This window comes from Kribbella sp. VKM Ac-2569 (genome assembly GCF_004216905.1).
Taxonomy (GTDB): domain Bacteria; phylum Actinomycetota; class Actinomycetes; order Propionibacteriales; family Kribbellaceae; genus Kribbella.
In genome coordinates, this window is the sequence record NZ_SGXJ01000003.1 from 325,590 (window position 1) to 342,029 (window position 16,440).

Genomic DNA, 16,440 nt, shown 5'->3' on the forward strand with positions numbered 1-16,440 from the left:
CGGCACGACGTGACGGAAGCGGCCGAGCGAATGTTCCGCCGGAGGAATGCTGCTGCAGCCATATAGCCGGGCCGAGCGGCTGAGCGCTGAAGACATCCGCGCGATGGTGAAGGAGCTCGGCGCGATGAAGGCGGTTTTGGACCGGGCGGAGCGAGGTGATCTGGCCGATCTGTACGGCGCCTTGCGCCTTGAAGTCTCCTACAACCACAAAACGCGGGTGGCCGATGTTTCCATCGAGCCAAACCCGCGTGTGGTTAGCGCAGCGAGACCATCGTCATGCTGTCGACGGTCGTGATCGTCGTCATCACCCACAACCTCGCCATCGGCGTGGTCGTCGGTGTCATCGTCGCCATGATCCTGTTCGCCCGCCGCGTCGTCATCGACCTGACCGAGTCCCACATCTGGGACGCCTCGACCGTCGCCACTCTCGACGCGATCACGACCAAGTACGCCCGCTACGGCAAGACCGTCCAGATCGTCGGGTTGAACCCCTCCAGAGCCGAACGCCACGAACGCCTGGCCGGCCAACTCGGCGCCGGTCACTGAGGTATCAGGTTTGCTGGTGCGGATCTGAAGGTGTGGTGAACAACGAGATGAGTTTGCCCGGCTGCTGGGATTCCAGGGCTCCCGCGGGATCTTCGATGATCTCGAGTCGGTCGTGGATTCTCATGATGAGTAGTTGTGCGATCGCGTTCTGGTCGCTGGTCGGATCGTCGGCGATCTGTTCGAGCAGTTCAGCGACGATCAGTGCCTCCTGGCCGGACAGAACCGGCACGAGGCTTTGGGCTGCCGGCGTGTCGATTCGTCGTACTGGCCAAGGGATGGTCATGCGCTGATCCTCGTTGGGTCCGCCGGCTGCGGTGAGGCTGTCGTCGCGCTGTGACATGCGGTTCGCCTCCTGGCGGGATGTGGGTCCAGACGTCGCCGACCGGACTTCCCGGCACACCAGACTGCGTACTCCTGACATCGAGCAACCACCCGGCCGCGTTACAGGGATCGTGGTTTCGAACCATCTTTAACGATCCAAGGCCCCGCTGTGACGCTTGCCGCGCGCAACGATCGCTGCCAGTTGCTGTCCGAGCGGCGACGGTCAGGACAGGACGAAGTAGCGCAGCCACAGGTACGGCGCCGCGACGGCGATGGTGATCGCGGTCATCACCACGCCCTTGCGGGTGAATTCCCAGAAGGTGATCGGGTTGCCGGCGCGCAGCGCGATGCCGATGGCGACGACGTTGGCGCTGGCTCCGACGGCGGTCGCGTTGCCGCCGAAGTCGGCTCCTGCGGCGAGCGCCCACCACAGGGCGTTGGCGTGGGCCGGGTCGTTCATGGTCTTGGTCAGTTCGAGGACCACGGGGCTCATCGTGGCGACGTACGGGATGTTGTCGACGATGCCGGACAGGACCGCTGACACGCCCAGGATCAGCATCACGGCCAGCAGGGGCCTGCCGTTGGTCGCGTTGCCGACCTGGTCGGCGAGGTTGCCGATCACGCCGGTCTTGACCAGGGCGCCGACCATGACGAACAGGCCGGCGAAGAACAGCAGTGTCTGCCATTCGACGCTGGACATGTAGTCCCTGGTCGGCACCCCGGAGATCAGTACCAGCAGACCGGCGCCGAGCAGCGCCACCACCGAGGGCGCCACGTGGAACAGCGCATGCCCGACGAACCCGGTGAACACGGCCAGCAAGACGATGCCGCACTTGATGAGCAGGCGGGTGTCCTGGATCGCCTCGCGCTCGTTCAGCCGCAGGACGTTCTCGACCCTGTCCGGGTCGACGGCGAACGATCCCTTGAACAGGCGGGGGAGGACCAGCGTGAACACGATCAGCTCGATGACGACGAGCGGGGTCAGGTGGAGGAGGAAGTCGTTGAAGGTGAGCCCGGAGCGGCTGGCGATAATGATGTTCGGCGGGTCGCCGATCAGCGTGGCGGTGCCGCCGATGTTGGAGGCCATCACCTCGGCGATCAGGAAGGGGACGGGATTGATCCCGAGCCGGTCGCAGACCAGCAGCGTGACCGGTGCGATCAGCAGCACGGTGGTGACGTTGTCGAGGAAGGCGGAGGCGACGGCGGTAATGAGCGTGAGCAGGATCATCACCCGTAGCGGCGATCCTTTGGCGCGTTTGGCGGCCCAGATGGCGACGTACTCGAAGACTCCGGTGCGGCGCAGGATGCCGACGATGATCATCATGCCGAGCAGCAGGAAGATGACGTCCCAGTCGATGCCGGTGTCGTGGGAGTAGAACGCATGCTCGGAATCGGTGACCCCGAGGGCGAGCAGCACGGCCGCGCCGCCGAGTGCGGCGAGGAGCTTGTGTGTCCACTCCGTCGCGATCAGCACATAGGCGACCGCGAAGACGGCGACGGCGATCACGGTCACGTGATCACCGGTCCGTCGGTCAGTGCGCCGCGACGACCAGTTCCAGCAGCCGGGATGCGGTGATCGCGCCCAGGATCTCGTCGTCTTTCACGACCGCGACCAGCGGGCACCGCAGCCGGGCCATGATGGCCGCTACCTCGATGACGGTGTCGTCGTGGTTGACCACTGGCACCTCGACGGGCTCCCTCGGCAGGAGCTTGCGGACGGTCAGTCCGGCCAGCCGGTCTGCTACCTGGTCGGCCAGTGGCTCGTCCATCACTCGGGCCAGCGACGGATCGTCCTGCACGTACGTCGGAACCAGGAAGCGCACCACCTGCGACGCGGGCAGCACCGAGTGTGGCCGGCCTTTCTCGTCGACCACGATCAGCCCCGGCAAGCGCCGCGAGGCGAGCAGCTCGACCGCCTCGCGCGCGTCGGTATCCAGGCCGACCACTGGAAACGCCTCGGCCATCTGCTCTCCGTGCACACCTGCACGATACGCCGGAACCGTCAGGCTCACGTGACGTCAGCAGGTCCTGACCGTGGGATGCTTCCAACGCCATGCCGCCTCCGGGGTCGTCGATCGACCCGCACCCCGGTTGAGGGCGGGTACTGCCGACCAGACTTCCCGGCGCTCCGCCGCCAAGCCTCTCCCATCACCGGTCACCGGCGCAAACGAACTCGCGAACCACGGTGCCGCAGCCCATGCCATCGGCAACCAATTCCCACCACCTGTCGGCATTGGCCGCTGGCGTGGGCGGAGAACGTGGTGGAGGCCATGGACCACGACATCGAAGTACGGCCGCGTCCGGATCGCGTAGCTCTGGGGGCCCGGACGCTCGACCCGAGCCTGAAACGGTCAGTCGTGGATCAGCGTCCCAGTAGTCTGCCGAGCCAGCTGCCACCTTGGCGCTCGGCCTCGGGGTGGCCGGGGCACCACTGGTTCGCGGGGACCATCGCCTTGACCTGTGCGACGTGCTGGCCGCAGCCGGCCCACGTGGTCTTGGAACAGGTCTTGCAGGTGACGGGTCGGCACATGGTGATTTCTCCTTGCTGGGTTGGGCTGTCAGGCTTCCGGGCCGACGAGGTGCAGACCGGCTTTCGCGGCGTTCTCGAACTTGTCGTCGACGGCGACGAGGGTGCGGCCGGCGACGTGCAGGAACGAAGCAGCGATGGAGGCGCGGTAGCCCGCGGCGCAGTGGATCCACAGCTCGCCGGGTGGGATGTCACTGAGTCGGCGTGGCAGTTCATGGATGGGGATGTTGACTGCGCCCTCGATCCGGGCCGCTGTGTGTTCCTCGGTACGGCGTACGTCCAGCACGACGATGTCGCGGTGATGCCGGACGAGCTCGAGGTCGGCGAAGGTGGCGGTCGGGAAGGAGACGGGTGCGTCAAGGCTCCACTGTTCGGGTTCGCCGGTGGCGTGCGCGGCGGGGCGGTCGATGCCGATGCGCACCAGTTCGCGCTGCGCCAACGCGACGTCGGCGGCGGTTTCGCCGAGCAGGGTTACTGGCGTTCCCCAGGTGATCAGCCAGCCGAGGTAGGTGGAGAAAGAGCCGTCGAGGCCGAAGTTGAGGGTGCCGGGTGCGTGGCCGGCGGCGAAGGCGGTGCGGGTGCGCAGGTCGACGACCCATTCGCCGGTCTCGATGCGGTGGCGCAGCTCAGCGGGATCAGCGGATTCGGGTAGTGAGAGATCGGGAGCTTCGGGCCCGGCGGAGTTCGTGGGTGCCATGTGTGCGTAGTAGGCGGGCCACGCGCCGAGGCCGTCCAGCAGGTCGCGGACGTAGTCCTCTTCGTCCTGGGTCAGGGCGCGGTTGGAGCGCTTTTCCTGCCCGATGGTCGATTGGGCGGTCTCGGACTGGGTGGCGGAGCAGAACGAGCCGAAGCCGTGAGTGGGATAGACCTCGGTGTCGTCGGGAAGTGCGTGGGTGAGTTTGTGCGCGGAGTGGTGCTGGTGACGTGCGAGGGCGTCGGTGTGGTCGGGGCCGAGGAGATCGGGGCGTCCGGTCGCGCCGTACAGCAGGGAGCCGCCGGTGAAGACAGCGATCGGCTGAGCGTCGTCGGTCAGGGCGTAGGACAGGTGCGTGAAGGTGTGGCCGGGGGTGTGGATCGCGCGGACCCGCATCCGGTCGCCGATCTGGACAGTGTCGCCGTCGTGCAGCGGCGTCCGGTCGAACTCGACGTTGTCGTCGGCGTTGGTCAGGTAGGCGGCGCCCGTGGCCTGGGCGAGCGCGAAGCCGCCGGTGACGTAGTCGTTGTGGATGTGGGTCTCGAAGACGTGGGTCAGGCGTACGGCGTCGGTTCTGAGGATCTCCAGGATCCGGTCGATGTCGCGCTGTGGATCGATGACGAACGCTACGTCGCCGTCGTGGACGACGTAGCTGCGGTCACCGAGCGACGGCGTCTCGATGGTGCGGATCGCCAGTCCGGCAGGCAGCGCGCTGTGGTCGGTCATCGTGTCCTCACTTGCGGATGGGGTGTCCGGAGCTGCTCCTGAATGGATCCCCCTAGGGGGTTCGATATCCGACGGTAACATATCCCCCCAGGGGGATATAGACTCGGTCGCGACGGCGCTGATCCAGTGCTTCGTGGAGCCGACGGAGGAGATTCGATGGAGTTCGAGCCGGACGAGATCAAGCCGATCATCACGCGGATGAAGCGCGCTCACGGGCATCTCGGCAGCGTGATCCGGATGATGGAGGAAGGCGCGGACTGTGAGGCTGTGCTGACCCAGTTGGCCGCGGTCAACAAGGCGCTGTCGCGGGCCGGGTACGCGATCGTCAGCACGGGTCTGCAGCATTGCCTCACCGACGAGAACAGCGACGTCGACGTGGCGAAGATGGAGAAGCTCTTCCTCGCCCTGGCCTGAGCCGACGACAGCGCGCTCAGGTAGCGGGTTCCGGCGTCGTCAGGGCGGCGGCTATTTGATCGGTGGTGCCTGGAACGCGCGGGCCAGGCGGCCCACGTCGGGTGAGACGGCCGCTCCTGGTCACGGCTGGCGCCGATCGGGCCGGAGTGGAAGAGCCAGACTTGGCGGGCGCGGAGCTGGCGCTCGTGACGGCGGAGGTCGCAGCGTCTACCGGTCGGATGGTCCCAACGCGGATCGTGGCGATGATCGAGGTACCCCGCACAGGACGTTCGGCAGATTTGCACGGATATCGTACAGGTCGGCCTGGAACGGTGACTGATGGTGCAGCCGGCGTCGATACCCGATCGGTATGGTGAACGGGCGGAGCACTGGAGGGCCGGTCTTGGAGCTGGATGGCGCGGTGGTGTTGGTGACCGGCGGGTCGGCCGGCATCGGTCGTGCCGTGTGCCTGGAGCTCGCGGCTGCGCGGGCCGTGGTCTTGGTGCATGGGCGCGATGTGCGGCGAACGCAGGATGTTGCGGATCAGGTCAACGGCGTTGCGGTGCAGGCTGACTTGCGTGAGCGCGACGCTGTGGGGTCTCTGGCCGGGCAGGCGCTGGCGGTGCATGGCCGGGTGGATGTGCTGATCGCAAACGCCGGTCGAGGGTGGTCGGGGCCGTTCGTCGAGATGAGCGACCACGAGATTGCAGAGTTGGTTGCGGTGGATCTCGTCGCGACGATGCGTCTTGCGCGGTTGCTGCTGCCGGGGATGGTCGAGCGGCGGACGGGATGTCTGATCCTCGTGTCGTCCGTCGCGGGACGGACCGGCGTCGCGGGGGAGGCGGTGTACGCGGCGGCCAAGGCGGGCCTGGACGCGTTCGCGGAGAGTCTGCGGCTGGAGCTGGCCGGTACGGGCGTCCAGGTCGGCGTCGTCGTTCCGGCGGCGGTCGGCACCGGTTTCTTCTCCGTAAGGGGTCGCGCGTACGACCGGCGCATACCTCGGCCGGTCGGTCCGGAGACAGTCGCGCGCGCGATCGTCCGAGCAATCGAGCAGGATCGGGCCGAGAGCTGGGTTCCGCGCTGGATCAGGCTCGCCGGCATCGTACGGGCGGTGTTCCCTGGCGCTTACCGGCGGCTCGCCGGCCATTTCGGGGAGTCGGTCAGATCGGGCTGAATCCACCCTTTGTGCTATGACGAATGGATGGCCGTGGTCATGCCCTCGAGTGACGCGTTCTTCCTGCATGTCGAGACCGCCGAGGCGCCGCAGCACGTCGGTGGGCTGGTCGTGTTCGAATCGAGCGATGACAAGGCGTTGTCGGTCGAGCGTGTGACCGAACTGGTGAAGGGCGAGCTCGGCAGACTGCCCCGGTTCCGCCAGCGGTTGGAGCCGTCGTCGCGCTGGCGCCGGCAGCGGTGGATCGACGTTGCCGAGGTTGACTGGTCGTGGCACATCGGCGAACGTCGCTCGACGGATGGCTGGGCAGGCGTACGCCGGATCGTCGCCGAGCTGGCCGCGATCCCGATGGCCCGGGATCGCCCGATGTGGCGAATTGTGATGGTCCGCGACCTGGAGCCCGGGGTTTCGGCGATGATTCTGCTGCTGCATCATGCCGTTGCGGACGGAATCGGCACGATGATCCAGGCGCTGAATCTGTTCCGGCCGCGCGTCGAGTTGCCCGGTGTCCGCGGTACCACCCCCGGTCGCGCACAGTTGATTGGAGCAACTATCGCCGGGTTGGCGCAACTGGCCACCGACGGCGGAGCGGGGGGACGTCTCGAGACGATGTCGGCGCGGCGGGAGTTCGCCACGGCCGATCTCGAGTTGGCCGCCGTACGGCGTGCCGCCTCCAGGTGGGGCGTCCGGGTGACGGATCTCTTGCTCGGTCTGGTCGCCGAGGCGGTCGTCAGTACGCATCCAGAGGTCGCCACCCGGCTAGGTGGCCGGATGCGCGTCACGGTGCCGCTGATGCTGCGCGACACCGCGGTGGCGGCGGAGACCAACGCGACCGCGGCCGTGATGGTCGACGTACCACTCGACGGCCGTCCGTTCGATGAACTCGTCACCGAGATCAGCCGGCGGACCACGCGTCTTCGGACGCCGAGCCGCGCAGTAGCCTCGCGGTTCGTGATGACGACCGGCCTGCGAGCTTTGCCGGGGCCTGCGGCCGGTTGGTTCGCGCGGGCCGTCTACGGGCGTCGCTTCTTCCACGCCATCGTGTCGAACATGCCCGGCCCGACGCAATCGCTGTCGATGGACGGAGTCACGATCGCGACTGTTTACCCGATCCTGCCGCTGGCACCCGGATCCCCGCTCGCGATGGGCGCCCTGAGCTGGACCGGCTCACTCGGGATCGGTCTCGCCACCGATCCGGCGACCTTCGACGCAGACGTCCTTGCGGCACGGGTCGAGCAACTCGTCTCAGCGCACGGGCCAGACGAGAGCGAGGAAGAGTCGCGCGCGTGACCGCGGCGAGTCCAGTTGATCGCCGAACCGTTCGCGCAGCTGGGCGACTCGGTAGCGCACGGTCTGCGGGTGGATGTGCAGTTCCTCGGCGATCGCCGTACGGTCGCCCATGTGCCGCAGCCAGGCGGTAAGTGTTTCGATCAGCCTCGCCCGGGCTCCGGCCGGGAGATCGTCGAGCGGTGCGAGTATCTGCTCGCGCAGGAAGCCGATCAGCAGTTCGTCGCGATGGACGATGATCGTGTCCAGATGCTCGTCGGCGAACACCGGATCGTCGGCGAGAATGCCCGTCTGCCTCAGCCGTACTGCGATCTGCGCGATCGCGACGCTGCGCGGCAGGTGCTCGAGCGGCACGGTGTGGCCGATCACCGCGTTGGCTCCCCGGAGTGCGCGACGGAGTTGGTCCCGGCGGCCGGACAGGCCGGGATCAGGAACGATGGCGCCGGACAGTTGCTCGTGCCGTACCGGCAGGGATCCCGCGTCCACGTGTGACAGCACCCGCCGGGCGACATCGGTGTTCGCGTCCACCAGCACGACGGCCCCGGTGGAGGGGAGCGGCCAGTTGGCCCGGGCAGCCGCCTCCCGGATCACGCTCATGCCCGACCGATCGGACAGCAGCAGGTCGGCCAGCTCCTCGCGGTTGCGTTCCCGGGCTGAAACGTCCTCGCTCTGTTCCAGGACGTAGCCGCGCGCGGAGGCCGAGGAGAGCTGGTTGATGAAGTCGAACACGGCCTCGGCGAGGGCGGCCAGGACATCCGGCCGGACCTCGAGCGCAAGCGCTGTGGCGGAGACGTGCCGCCAGGCCGTGCGTGCGCCGAGCTGGTAGGCGGTGAGCAGACGGGTGAGGTCGGCGCCGGCCTGCCACTGGCGGCGGCCGATCTGCTCGAAGACGATCTGGATCGTCTGTGCGCCTTCGAGACGGTCGATCCGGGACTCCGACCGGCCGTGCTCGGCCATGTCGAGGAGCCGGTGGACGAACAGTTCGGCGGCTTGCTGCATCCCGTCCGGATTCTGGTCGAGGAACGCGGCGTACTCCGGCCAGCCGTCGGCCAGCAGGTCCCGCACCTCGGCGATCAGCTCCGGTAGATGGCTGTCGAGGGCAAGCTCCAGTCGCGTCCGGCCCTGCGCCCCTTCTGTAGTCATCGCCCTGTCTCGCCGTGCTCCCTCGCGCCGATATCGCTCCCTGGCCACTTCTGCTGCCGCTCCGAAGGTCCAGCCGCGTTCCAGATTGTACGGTCGTGACAATTTTGAGGTCCAGGAATCACTCCGGCAGCGGCAGACCTGGCGATCGGAACGGCCGAAGATGTCTGATATGGCCAGCTCGCGTGACCGGCCGCCCGGACCTTCCTCGCCGACCGGCGAGGAAGCGTTCCGCATCCGTGAGAACGCGGAGAACTTCCCGGTCGCGCTGCGGTTCCTCCCGCGTCGGTACCGCGACCACCTGCACGCCATTTACGGCTATGCCCGGATGGTTGACGAGATCGGCGACGCGTTCACCGGTGACCGGACTGCACGGCTGCACGAGCTGGCGACGGACCTCGGCACGATCTGGACGCGCGGTCAGCCGTCGAACGCCGTACTGCGGAGGCTGGCCCGGACGGTGCACGACCGGGCGATGTCGGCCGAACCGTTCGAGCGCCTGATCGAGGCGAACCTGCAGGACCAGGTGGTGTCGCGGTACGAGACCTTCGAGGACCTCCGCCGGTACTGCACGCTGTCCGCCGACCCCGTCGGCCGGATGGTGCTCGAGGTCTTCGGACAGGCGACCCCAGAGACGGTCGCCCGGTCCGATCAGGTCTGCACCGCGTTGCAACTGCTCGAGCACTGGCAGGACGTCGGTGAGGACCGGCGGGCCGGTCGCGTGTACCTGCCGCAGGAGGAGCTTCGGCGGTACGGCGTCGGTGAGCACGAGCTGGATCGGGGGAGTGCGAGCCCTCAGCTTCGTGCCTTGATGCGGTTCGAGATCGAGCGGGCCGCCGGAATGCTCGGTGAAGGGATGGCGATCGTGCGGCAATTGCAGGGCTGGGGCCGAATCAGCGTGGCCGGCTTCATCGCCGGGGGACAGGCCACCGTATCGGCGTTGAGGCAGACCGACGGTGACGTACTGGGCCAGTCGGCCCAGCCGTCCCGAGTAGCGACTGCAGCCCGGATCCTCGGCCTGCTGGCAGCACGGCGGCCGGTGCGATGAGCACGATCGAGCAGGCGTACGTCACCTGCGAGCAGATCACCCGCACGGAGGCACGCAACTTCTATTACGGCATCCGCTTGCTGCCGCCGTCCAAACGATCCGCGCTCTGCGCGATCTACGCACTCGCGCGCCGGATCGACGACATCGGGGACGGCGACGACGCGACCGCGGACAAGGAGACGGCGCTTGCCGGGGTCCGCAAGGACCTGGGCAGGCTGGGCGACAGCAGTGACCCGGTGCTGGCCGCGGTGAATGACGCCGCGCGCCGGTTCCCGGTGCCGCTGTCGGCGTTCGAGGATCTCATCGACGGTGTCCAGCTGGATCTGGGGGACGTCCGGATCGCCGACTTCGACGAGCTCGTCACGTATTGCCGTCACGTCGCCGGGTCGGTCGGCCGCCTGTGCCTGTCGATCTTCGGCAGCAACACCACCGACCCGAGAACATCCCTGTACGCCGACCAGCTCGGGATCGCGCTGCAACAGACCAACATCTTGCGCGATATCCGCGAAGATCTCGGCAACGGCCGCGTCTACCTCCCGAAGGACGAGCTCGATCGGTACGGCGTGGAACTGCGCTTCGACGACTTCGGCATGCTGGAGGACCCGTCCGGCCGGCTCGCCGCCTACATCCGGTACGCCGCCGATCGCGCGGGTGACTGGTATTCGCTCGGGCTGCGGCTGGTCCCGCACCTGGACCGGCGCAGCGCGGCGTGCTGCCGGGCGATGTCCGGCATCTATCACCATCTGCTGGGGCGCATCGCCGACGATCCGGTTCTCGTCTACGACCAGCGGTTGTCGCTCAGTGTCGCCCAGAAGGCGCGCGTCGCCGTGACCGCCTTGGCCGGTGGAGGACGACGGTGACCACACGGCGCGTCGGAGTGGTCGGAGGCGGCCTGGCCGGCATCACCGCGGCACTGCGATCCGCCGATGAAGGCTTTGCGGTCACGTTGTTCGAAGCACGGCCCCGACTGGGTGGTCTCACCCACTCGTTCCGGCGCGACGGTCTCTGGATCGACAACGGCCAGCACGTGTTCCTGCGCTGCTGCACGGCGTACCAGAGTTTCCTGGAGCGATTGGGTGTCGCTGACCAGGTCACCGTGCAGGACCGGCTCGACGTACCGGTTCGCAGCGAACTTGACAGGCGAGACGGGCGACTTCGCCGTACGGCATTGCCGGCACCACTGCATCTCGGGGCAACCTTGGCGCGTTACCGATGGTTGAGCCGCACCGCTCGGGCGCGGGTGGTGCGCGCGGCATTGGCGCTCGGTCGGGTGGATCGCACCGATCCCGAGACCGATGGCCTGTCCTTCGGCGACTGGCTCACCGCGCACGGTCAGGATCAGCGGGCCATCGAGACCGTCTGGGACCTGATCGGCATCGCGACGCTGAATGCGCCGGCCGAGCGAGCTTCCCTGGCGCTGGCTGCTACGGTCTTCCAGCTCGGTCTGCTGGAGTCCGCCGCGGCGGCCGACATCGGCTGGTCTCTCGTGCCGCTGCAGGAGTTGCACGGCGACGCGGCGCTGCGTGCGCTGACGGCGGCGGGGGTGAGGGTGCGAACCCGGTCCAGGGTTCGTGAGGTCGTACCGGCCGGCGACGGCTGGACCGTGGACGATGCCGCCTTCGACGACGTCGTACTGGCAGTTCCGCCGGCGGCCGCCGAACGGCTCGCACCGGCGGGCGCGATCGAGCTGGAGCCGGGATGGGCGGACGAGCTGGGCAGCACGCCGATCGTCAACCTCCATGCGATCTACGACCGGGTCGTGCTCGGTGAGTCGTTCTTCGCGGCCGTCGACAGCCCGCTGCAGTGGGTGTTCGACCGCACCCGGCAGGCCGGACTCAAGCAGGGGCAGTACATTGCGGTGTCGCTGTCGGCGGCGGATGACATCGTCGACACGCCGGTCCCGGTGTTGCGTGACCGCTTGCTGCCGCACCTGGAGCGGCTGCTGCGGATCACCGCCGAGGCGCGGCTGCTGGACTTCTTCGTCACCCGAGAACGGCACGCCACCTTCCGGCAGCGACCGGGCACGGCCGGCCTGCGTGCATCAGCGCGCACGGCGCTGCCTGGTCTCTACTTGGCCGGTGCGTGGACCGACACCGGTTGGCCCGCAACCATGGAGGGCGCCGTTCGCAGCGGAGAGGCCGCGGCGGCCGCGCTGCTCGCACGACGCCCCGCTGAACGTCGGGAGGCAGTGCTTTGACGATCACCGCGCAAACCCTCGACCGCAGTCGCGGCCTGGTCGCACCGGCCTTGCGCCTGGCCGTCGAGCGCCTCGATCCGTTCACCCGCCTGGTCGTCTCGTACCACCTCGGTTGGTCCGACGAGCACGGTACGCCGACCGCGGCGAACCCGGGCAAGACCCTGCGGCCCGCGCTCGCCCTCCTCGCAGCCGAGGCTGTCGCCGGTAGACCCGAACCGGGGTTGCCGGGGGCGGTCGCGGTCGAGCTGGTCCATAACTTCTCCTTGCTGCACGACGATCTGATGGATCGCGATACCGAGCGCCGCCATCGCCGGACCGTATGGGCGGTCTGGGGCGACGCGACCGCCGTACTGGCTGGTGACGCGCTCCTGTCCCTTGCCCACGAGGTGCTGACCGAGGGCGATTCGCCGTACGGGCAAGCGGCCGGTCGGGAACTGGCCGTCGCCACTCGAGAGCTGATTCGCGGTCAGGTGCTCGATCTCGCCTTCGAGGAACGCAACGACGTGGGGCTGGACGAGTGTCTCGACATGGCGGCCGGCAAGACCGGCGCCCTCCTCGGCGTCAGTGCGGCGATCGGCGCGATCCTGGCGGGTGCGCCTCAGCAGGCCGTGTCGTGCCTGTCCAGGTTCGGTGCCGAGCTGGGGATGGCGTTCCAGCTCGTCGACGACCTGCTCGGGATCTGGGGTTCGCCCGCGATCACGGGCAAGCCGGTGTTCTCCGATCTGGTCGCGCGCAAGAAGACGTTGCCCGTCACCTGGTCGCTCGATCACGGTGGCGCGCCTGGACGGGAGCTGGCCGCCTGGCTGCGTCGTGAGAGAACCCCGACGGAGGACGAGCTTCAGTACGCCGCCCGCTTGATCGAGCTGGCCGGTGGCAGGGAGTGGGCGAATCAGGAAGCGCGGCGCCGCATCGGCGTGGCCGAGCAGGCGCTACGCCAGGCAGAGCTCGACGATCTCGCCCGGAATCGGCTCGGCGGCATCGCCAACTTCGTGATCGAGAGGCAAGCATGACGGCCGGCGAGCGCGCCGATTCAATGATCGGTACGACGGCCGACGCACGGACCGCCCTCGATGCGGCCGTGGATCACCTTCGTGGGCGGCAGCACGAGGACGGCTGGTGGAAGGGTCTGCTCGCCACCAACGTGACGATGGATGCCGAGGACCTGATGCTGCGGACGGTCCTCGGCATCGCCACGCCGCGGACGAACGACGAGACGGCCCGATGGATCCGTTCCCAGCAACGGATCGACGGTTCGTGGGCGACCTTCCACCGCGGGCCGGGCGACCTGTCGACCACGGTCGAGGCGTGGGTCGCCCTGCGCTTGGCCGGTGATCGGGCCGATGCACCGCACCTGCGCAGGGCTGCCGAGTTCGTGCGATCTGAGGGTGGGGTCGAGCGCGCTCGGGTGTTCACCCACATCTGGCTGGCGTTGTTCGGACTGTGGAGCTGGGACGACTGTCCGGCCCTGCCGCCGGAGATCATGTATCTGCCGGCGTGGGCGCCGCTCAACATCTACAACTTGGGTTGCTGGGCCCGGCAGACGATCGTGCCGCTCACCATCGTCAGTGCCCTGCAGCCCGTGCATCCGGTGGGCTTCGGCATCGCCGAACTGAAGACCGGGGCAGTTCCGCCGCCACGACAACCGGCGTACCGCATCTCTGGGTTCTTCCGGCGCCTCGACACCGTGCTGCACAAGTATCGTCGCCGGCCGCTCAAACGCCTGCGGCAGAAGGCGATGCGCCTTGCCGCCGAGTGGATCTTGGCGCGTCAGGAAGCCGATGGTGGCTGGGGCGGCATCCAGCCCCCGTGGGTGTACTCGCTCATCGCGCTGCACCAGCTGGGGTATCCGCTCGACCATCCTGCGATGCGCGCCGGAATCGAGGGACTCGACGGGTTCACTGTCCGTGCCTCCTCGCCCGACGGTCCCGTGCGGTGGCTGGAGGCCTGTCAGTCGCCGGTGTGGGATACGGGGCTAGCTCTGGCGGCATTGCTGGACGCGGGAGTTCCGGCCGACGACCCGGCCGTCCTCAAGGCGACCGACTGGTTGCTGGGCGAACAGATCCTGGCCACGGGTGACTGGCAGGTCCGTCGTCCCGACCTGCCGCCGGGCGGGTGGGCCTTCGAGTTTGCCAATGACAACTATCCCGACACCGATGACACCGCCGAGATCGTGCTCGCCTTGCGCAGGGTGGATGATCCGGATCCGACGAGGCTGCGGGCGGTGATCGATCGTGCGGTCCTCTGGACGACCGGGATGCAGTCGCGCGACGGAGGCTGGGGTGCGTTCGACGCCGACAACACCCACACGCTGGCGAACGCGCTGCCGTTCTGCGACTTCGGTGCCGTCATCGATCCGCCGTCGGCCGACGTCACCGCCCATGTGGTCGAGATGCTTGCTGCCGAGGGTCGTACGGACGAGGAGCCGTGCCGGCGCGGCGTACGGTGGCTGCTCGATGCGCAGGAGGCTGACGGGTCGTGGTTCGGTCGCTGGGGTGCCAATCACGTCTACGGCACCGGTGCCGTTGTCCCGGCGCTGATTGCGGCGGGGACAACCTCCGATGCGCCGGCGATACAAGCCGCCGTGCGCTGGCTGGAGGATCATCAGAACGACGACGGTGGCTGGGGCGAGGACCTGCGCTCGTACGACGATCCGGCGTGGATCGGCCGGGGTGACTCGACCGCTTCGCAGACCGCCTGGGCGCTCCTCGCTTTGCTTGCCGCCGGGGAGGACTCGGCCGCGGTCGACCGTGGCATCGATCATCTGGTGAGCACCCAGCGCGCGGACGGCGGCTGGGACGAGGACCTCTATACCGGCACCGGCTTTCCGGGCGACTTCTACATCAACTACGAGATCTACCGCCTTGTCTTCCCGATCTGGGCGCTCGGCCGCTACGTCGCGCGGAGCAGCCGATGACCGGAATCGTCAGTACGCCGCTGTGGTCCGAGTGGCTCGCCGTCCGCGACCGGCTCACGGCCGATGTCGTCCGTACCGGACGGTCATCGGACGGCGGCCTCGAGCGAACCAGTGGCCGGCCGGTGCTGGTCGCTGGCGTGGCGGGTGCCCTAGGCAACGGACTTCGGCCCGGCGACCTCGTCGTCGCGGACGAGATCCGTGGGGACGCCGAGCCCGTTCTCAGCCATGCATCCCCGTTCCTCGCGGGTGCGTTACGGCGTGCCGGCCTGCGGGTGCACCACGGGCCGATCGTGACGACCCGGCGGATCGTCGACGCGCCGGATGCCCGCCGTACGCTCGGAGCGACCGGCGCCCTCGTCGTCGACACCGAATCTGCCCTGCTGGCCGCGGCCGCACCTCTGGGCCAGGCTGCCGTGATCCGCGCGGTCGTGGACACGCCTGACCACCGGCTGGTTCGTCCAGGGACGCTGATTCGCGGGCCGAAGGCACTTGGGGTTCTGCGCCGCGCTGCGCCGGTCATCGACGACTGGGCCGCCGCGACCGGAGATCGCGAGGTCGTCCTGGCGGGTCCGAGGTCGTTCTGCGCCGGCGTCGAGCGTGCTGTCGAGACCGTGGAACGTGCGCTCGCGAAGTACGGGCCGCCGGTCTATGTACGCCGTCAGATCGTGCACAACATCCATGTCGTCGGCGACCTGGAGCGGCGCGGCGCGATCTTCGTCGCGGAGGTCTCGGAGATCCCCGCCGGCAGCGTCACCGTGCTCGCGGCCCATGGCGTCGCGCCGCAGGTCCGCACCGACGCCGCCGCACGCAATCTCCGGGTCATCGACGCCACCTGCCCCCTGGTCGCCAAGGTGCACAGCGAGGTACGGCGTTTTGTTGCGCGCGGCAACACGGTGTTCCTGATCGGCCACAGCGACCACGAAGAGGTCGTCGGCACCCGTGGTGAGGCGCCCGGCCAGGTGGTCGTCGTGTCCGGTCCCGACGAGGCCGGGCAGGTGAGCGTCGCCGATCCGCAGCGAGTCTCGTACGTCATGCAGACCACCCTCGCCGTCGACGAGGCTGAGCAGACAGCGGCCGTCCTCCGCGATCGGTTCCCCGCACTGACCGGACCGCGGAGCGACGACATCTGCTACGCAACCACGAACCGGCAGCTCGCCGTGCGTGCCGTCGCGCGGACCGCCGACCTTGTCCTCGTGCTGGGATCGGCGAACTCGTCCAACTCTCATCGGCTCGTGGAGGTCGCTGCGGCCGAGGGCAGCCGGGCGTACCTGGTCGACGACGCGAGCGCCGTCGATCTGCGCTGGCTACGCGGCGTACGCCGTATCGGCGTCACAGCCGGCGCATCCGCACCACCCCAGCTCGTCGACGATCTGATCCGCTGCCTGTCCGGCCTCGGCCGGGTCGCGGTCACCGAGACCAGCGTGGTCGACGAGGACATTCGATTCACCCTGCCCAGGGAGGTGAGCTGACCGT

The 16,440-nt window shown here is 68.4% G+C and carries 17 protein-coding genes; 11 read left to right on the top strand and 6 right to left on the bottom strand.

Translation table 11 applies throughout. The features are described from left to right. Positions 1-46: 46 nt before the first annotated feature. On the top strand, positions 47-295 hold the full coding sequence (locus EV649_RS41385; RefSeq protein WP_130385405.1) for a hypothetical protein: 249 nt from the start codon (positions 47-49) through the stop codon (positions 293-295). Then, positions 277-546, top strand: coding sequence for a hypothetical protein (locus EV649_RS41685; RefSeq protein WP_241998514.1), 270 nt, complete (start codon positions 277-279; stop codon positions 544-546). The genes EV649_RS41385 and EV649_RS41685 overlap by 19 nt, the downstream gene beginning before the upstream one ends. Positions 547-550: 4 nt before the next feature. On the opposite strand, the gene EV649_RS21820 is transcribed toward EV649_RS41685, so the two are convergent. From EV649_RS21820 to EV649_RS21835, 5 genes are all read right to left on the bottom strand, one after another. Continuing rightward, the gene (locus EV649_RS21820; protein WP_130385406.1) at positions 551-886 is read right to left on the bottom strand and encodes a hypothetical protein; all 336 of its coding nucleotides are present in this window, start codon (positions 884-886) and stop codon (positions 551-553) included. A 204-nt stretch (positions 887-1,090) separates the two neighbouring features. Next, positions 1,091-2,380: an ArsB/NhaD family transporter gene (locus tag EV649_RS21825; RefSeq protein WP_130385407.1), complete on the bottom strand. Its 1,290-nt coding sequence runs from the start codon at positions 2,378-2,380 to the stop codon at positions 1,091-1,093. A gap of 19 nt (positions 2,381-2,399) precedes the next feature. Continuing rightward, positions 2,400-2,846, bottom strand: a complete 447-nt coding sequence (locus tag EV649_RS21830; protein ID WP_130385408.1) for a CBS domain-containing protein — start codon at positions 2,844-2,846, stop codon at positions 2,400-2,402. Positions 2,847-3,229: 383 nt separating this feature from the next. Next, positions 3,230-3,397 carry a hypothetical protein gene (locus EV649_RS41175; RefSeq protein WP_198682623.1) on the bottom strand — a complete coding sequence of 56 codons (168 nt, stop codon included), beginning with the start codon at positions 3,395-3,397 and terminating at the stop codon, positions 3,230-3,232. 28 nt (positions 3,398-3,425) lie between these two features. Then, entirely contained in the window at positions 3,426-4,814 is a 1,389-nt protein-coding gene (locus tag EV649_RS21835; protein WP_130385409.1) for an MBL fold metallo-hydrolase, read from the bottom strand. Positions 4,815-4,970: 156 nt separating this feature from the next. Between EV649_RS21835 and EV649_RS21840 the strand changes: the two genes are divergently transcribed. The 3 genes from EV649_RS21840 (at position 4,971) to EV649_RS21850 (ending at position 7,671) form a co-directional block, all read left to right on the top strand. Beyond that, positions 4,971-5,228, top strand: a complete 258-nt coding sequence (locus tag EV649_RS21840) for a metal-sensitive transcriptional regulator (RefSeq protein WP_130385410.1) — start codon at positions 4,971-4,973, stop codon at positions 5,226-5,228. 382 nt (positions 5,229-5,610) lie between these two features. Continuing rightward, on the top strand, positions 5,611-6,381 hold the full coding sequence (locus EV649_RS21845; RefSeq protein ID WP_198682624.1) for an SDR family NAD(P)-dependent oxidoreductase: 771 nt from the start codon (positions 5,611-5,613) through the stop codon (positions 6,379-6,381). A gap of 27 nt (positions 6,382-6,408) precedes the next feature. After that, positions 6,409-7,671 carry a wax ester/triacylglycerol synthase domain-containing protein gene (locus EV649_RS21850; protein WP_130385412.1) on the top strand — a complete coding sequence of 421 codons (1,263 nt, stop codon included), beginning with the start codon at positions 6,409-6,411 and terminating at the stop codon, positions 7,669-7,671. Here EV649_RS21850 and EV649_RS21855 read toward each other — a convergent pair. Continuing rightward, positions 7,627-8,811, bottom strand: a complete 1,185-nt coding sequence (locus tag EV649_RS21855; protein ID WP_130385413.1) for a helix-turn-helix domain-containing protein — start codon at positions 8,809-8,811, stop codon at positions 7,627-7,629. The genes EV649_RS21850 and EV649_RS21855 overlap by 45 nt on opposite strands. Positions 8,812-8,980: 169 nt before the next feature. On the opposite strand from EV649_RS21855, the gene hpnC reads away from it, so the two are divergent. Genes hpnC through ispH form a run of 6 tightly spaced genes read left to right on the top strand, consistent with a single transcriptional unit; the run spans position 8,981 to position 16,436 of the window. Continuing rightward, the gene (hpnC, locus tag EV649_RS21860; protein ID WP_130385414.1) at positions 8,981-9,856 is read left to right on the top strand and encodes a squalene synthase HpnC; all 876 of its coding nucleotides are present in this window, start codon (positions 8,981-8,983) and stop codon (positions 9,854-9,856) included. Beyond that, positions 9,853-10,716, top strand: a complete 864-nt coding sequence (gene hpnD / locus EV649_RS21865) for a presqualene diphosphate synthase HpnD (protein WP_130385415.1) — start codon at positions 9,853-9,855, stop codon at positions 10,714-10,716. The genes hpnC and hpnD overlap by 4 nt, the downstream gene beginning before the upstream one ends. Next, positions 10,713-12,053: a hydroxysqualene dehydroxylase HpnE gene (gene hpnE, locus EV649_RS21870; protein ID WP_130385416.1), complete on the top strand. Its 1,341-nt coding sequence runs from the start codon at positions 10,713-10,715 to the stop codon at positions 12,051-12,053. The genes hpnD and hpnE overlap by 4 nt, the downstream gene beginning before the upstream one ends. Continuing rightward, positions 12,050-13,063, top strand: a complete 1,014-nt coding sequence (locus EV649_RS21875) for a polyprenyl synthetase family protein (protein WP_130385417.1) — start codon at positions 12,050-12,052, stop codon at positions 13,061-13,063. The genes hpnE and EV649_RS21875 overlap by 4 nt, the downstream gene beginning before the upstream one ends. Beyond that, positions 13,060-14,967, top strand: coding sequence for a squalene--hopene cyclase (shc, locus tag EV649_RS21880; protein ID WP_198682625.1), 1,908 nt, complete (start codon positions 13,060-13,062; stop codon positions 14,965-14,967). The genes EV649_RS21875 and shc overlap by 4 nt, the downstream gene beginning before the upstream one ends. Then, positions 14,964-16,436, top strand: coding sequence for a 4-hydroxy-3-methylbut-2-enyl diphosphate reductase (gene ispH / locus EV649_RS21885; RefSeq protein WP_130385418.1), 1,473 nt, complete (start codon positions 14,964-14,966; stop codon positions 16,434-16,436). Before shc ends, ispH begins: the two co-directional genes overlap by 4 nt. The last annotated feature ends 4 nt before the right edge of the window (positions 16,437-16,440 follow it).

Excerpts from the sequence above, each read along its gene's own strand:
- EV649_RS21850 (WP_130385412.1), top strand. The coding sequence starts at position 6,409 with ATGGCCGTGGTCATGCCCTCGAGTGACGCGTTCTTCCTGCATGTCGAG.
- hpnC (WP_130385414.1), top strand. The coding sequence starts at position 8,981 with ATGGCCAGCTCGCGTGACCGGCCGCCCGGACCTTCCTCGCCGACCGGC.
- EV649_RS21820 (WP_130385406.1), bottom strand. The coding sequence starts at position 886 with ATGTCACAGCGCGACGACAGCCTCACCGCAGCCGGCGGACCCAACGAG.
- shc (WP_198682625.1), top strand. The coding sequence starts at position 13,060 with ATGACGGCCGGCGAGCGCGCCGATTCAATGATCGGTACGACGGCCGAC.
- EV649_RS21835 (WP_130385409.1), bottom strand. The coding sequence starts at position 4,814 with ATGACCGACCACAGCGCGCTGCCTGCCGGACTGGCGATCCGCACCATC.
- EV649_RS41685 (WP_241998514.1), top strand. The coding sequence starts at position 277 with ATGCTGTCGACGGTCGTGATCGTCGTCATCACCCACAACCTCGCCATC.
- EV649_RS41175 (WP_198682623.1), bottom strand. The coding sequence starts at position 3,397 with ATGTGCCGACCCGTCACCTGCAAGACCTGTTCCAAGACCACGTGGGCC.
- ispH (WP_130385418.1), top strand. The coding sequence starts at position 14,964 with ATGACCGGAATCGTCAGTACGCCGCTGTGGTCCGAGTGGCTCGCCGTC.
- EV649_RS21855 (WP_130385413.1), bottom strand. The coding sequence starts at position 8,811 with ATGACTACAGAAGGGGCGCAGGGCCGGACGCGACTGGAGCTTGCCCTC.
- EV649_RS21840 (WP_130385410.1), top strand. The coding sequence starts at position 4,971 with ATGGAGTTCGAGCCGGACGAGATCAAGCCGATCATCACGCGGATGAAG.
- hpnD (WP_130385415.1), top strand. The coding sequence starts at position 9,853 with ATGAGCACGATCGAGCAGGCGTACGTCACCTGCGAGCAGATCACCCGC.
- EV649_RS41385 (WP_130385405.1), top strand. The coding sequence starts at position 47 with ATGCTGCTGCAGCCATATAGCCGGGCCGAGCGGCTGAGCGCTGAAGAC.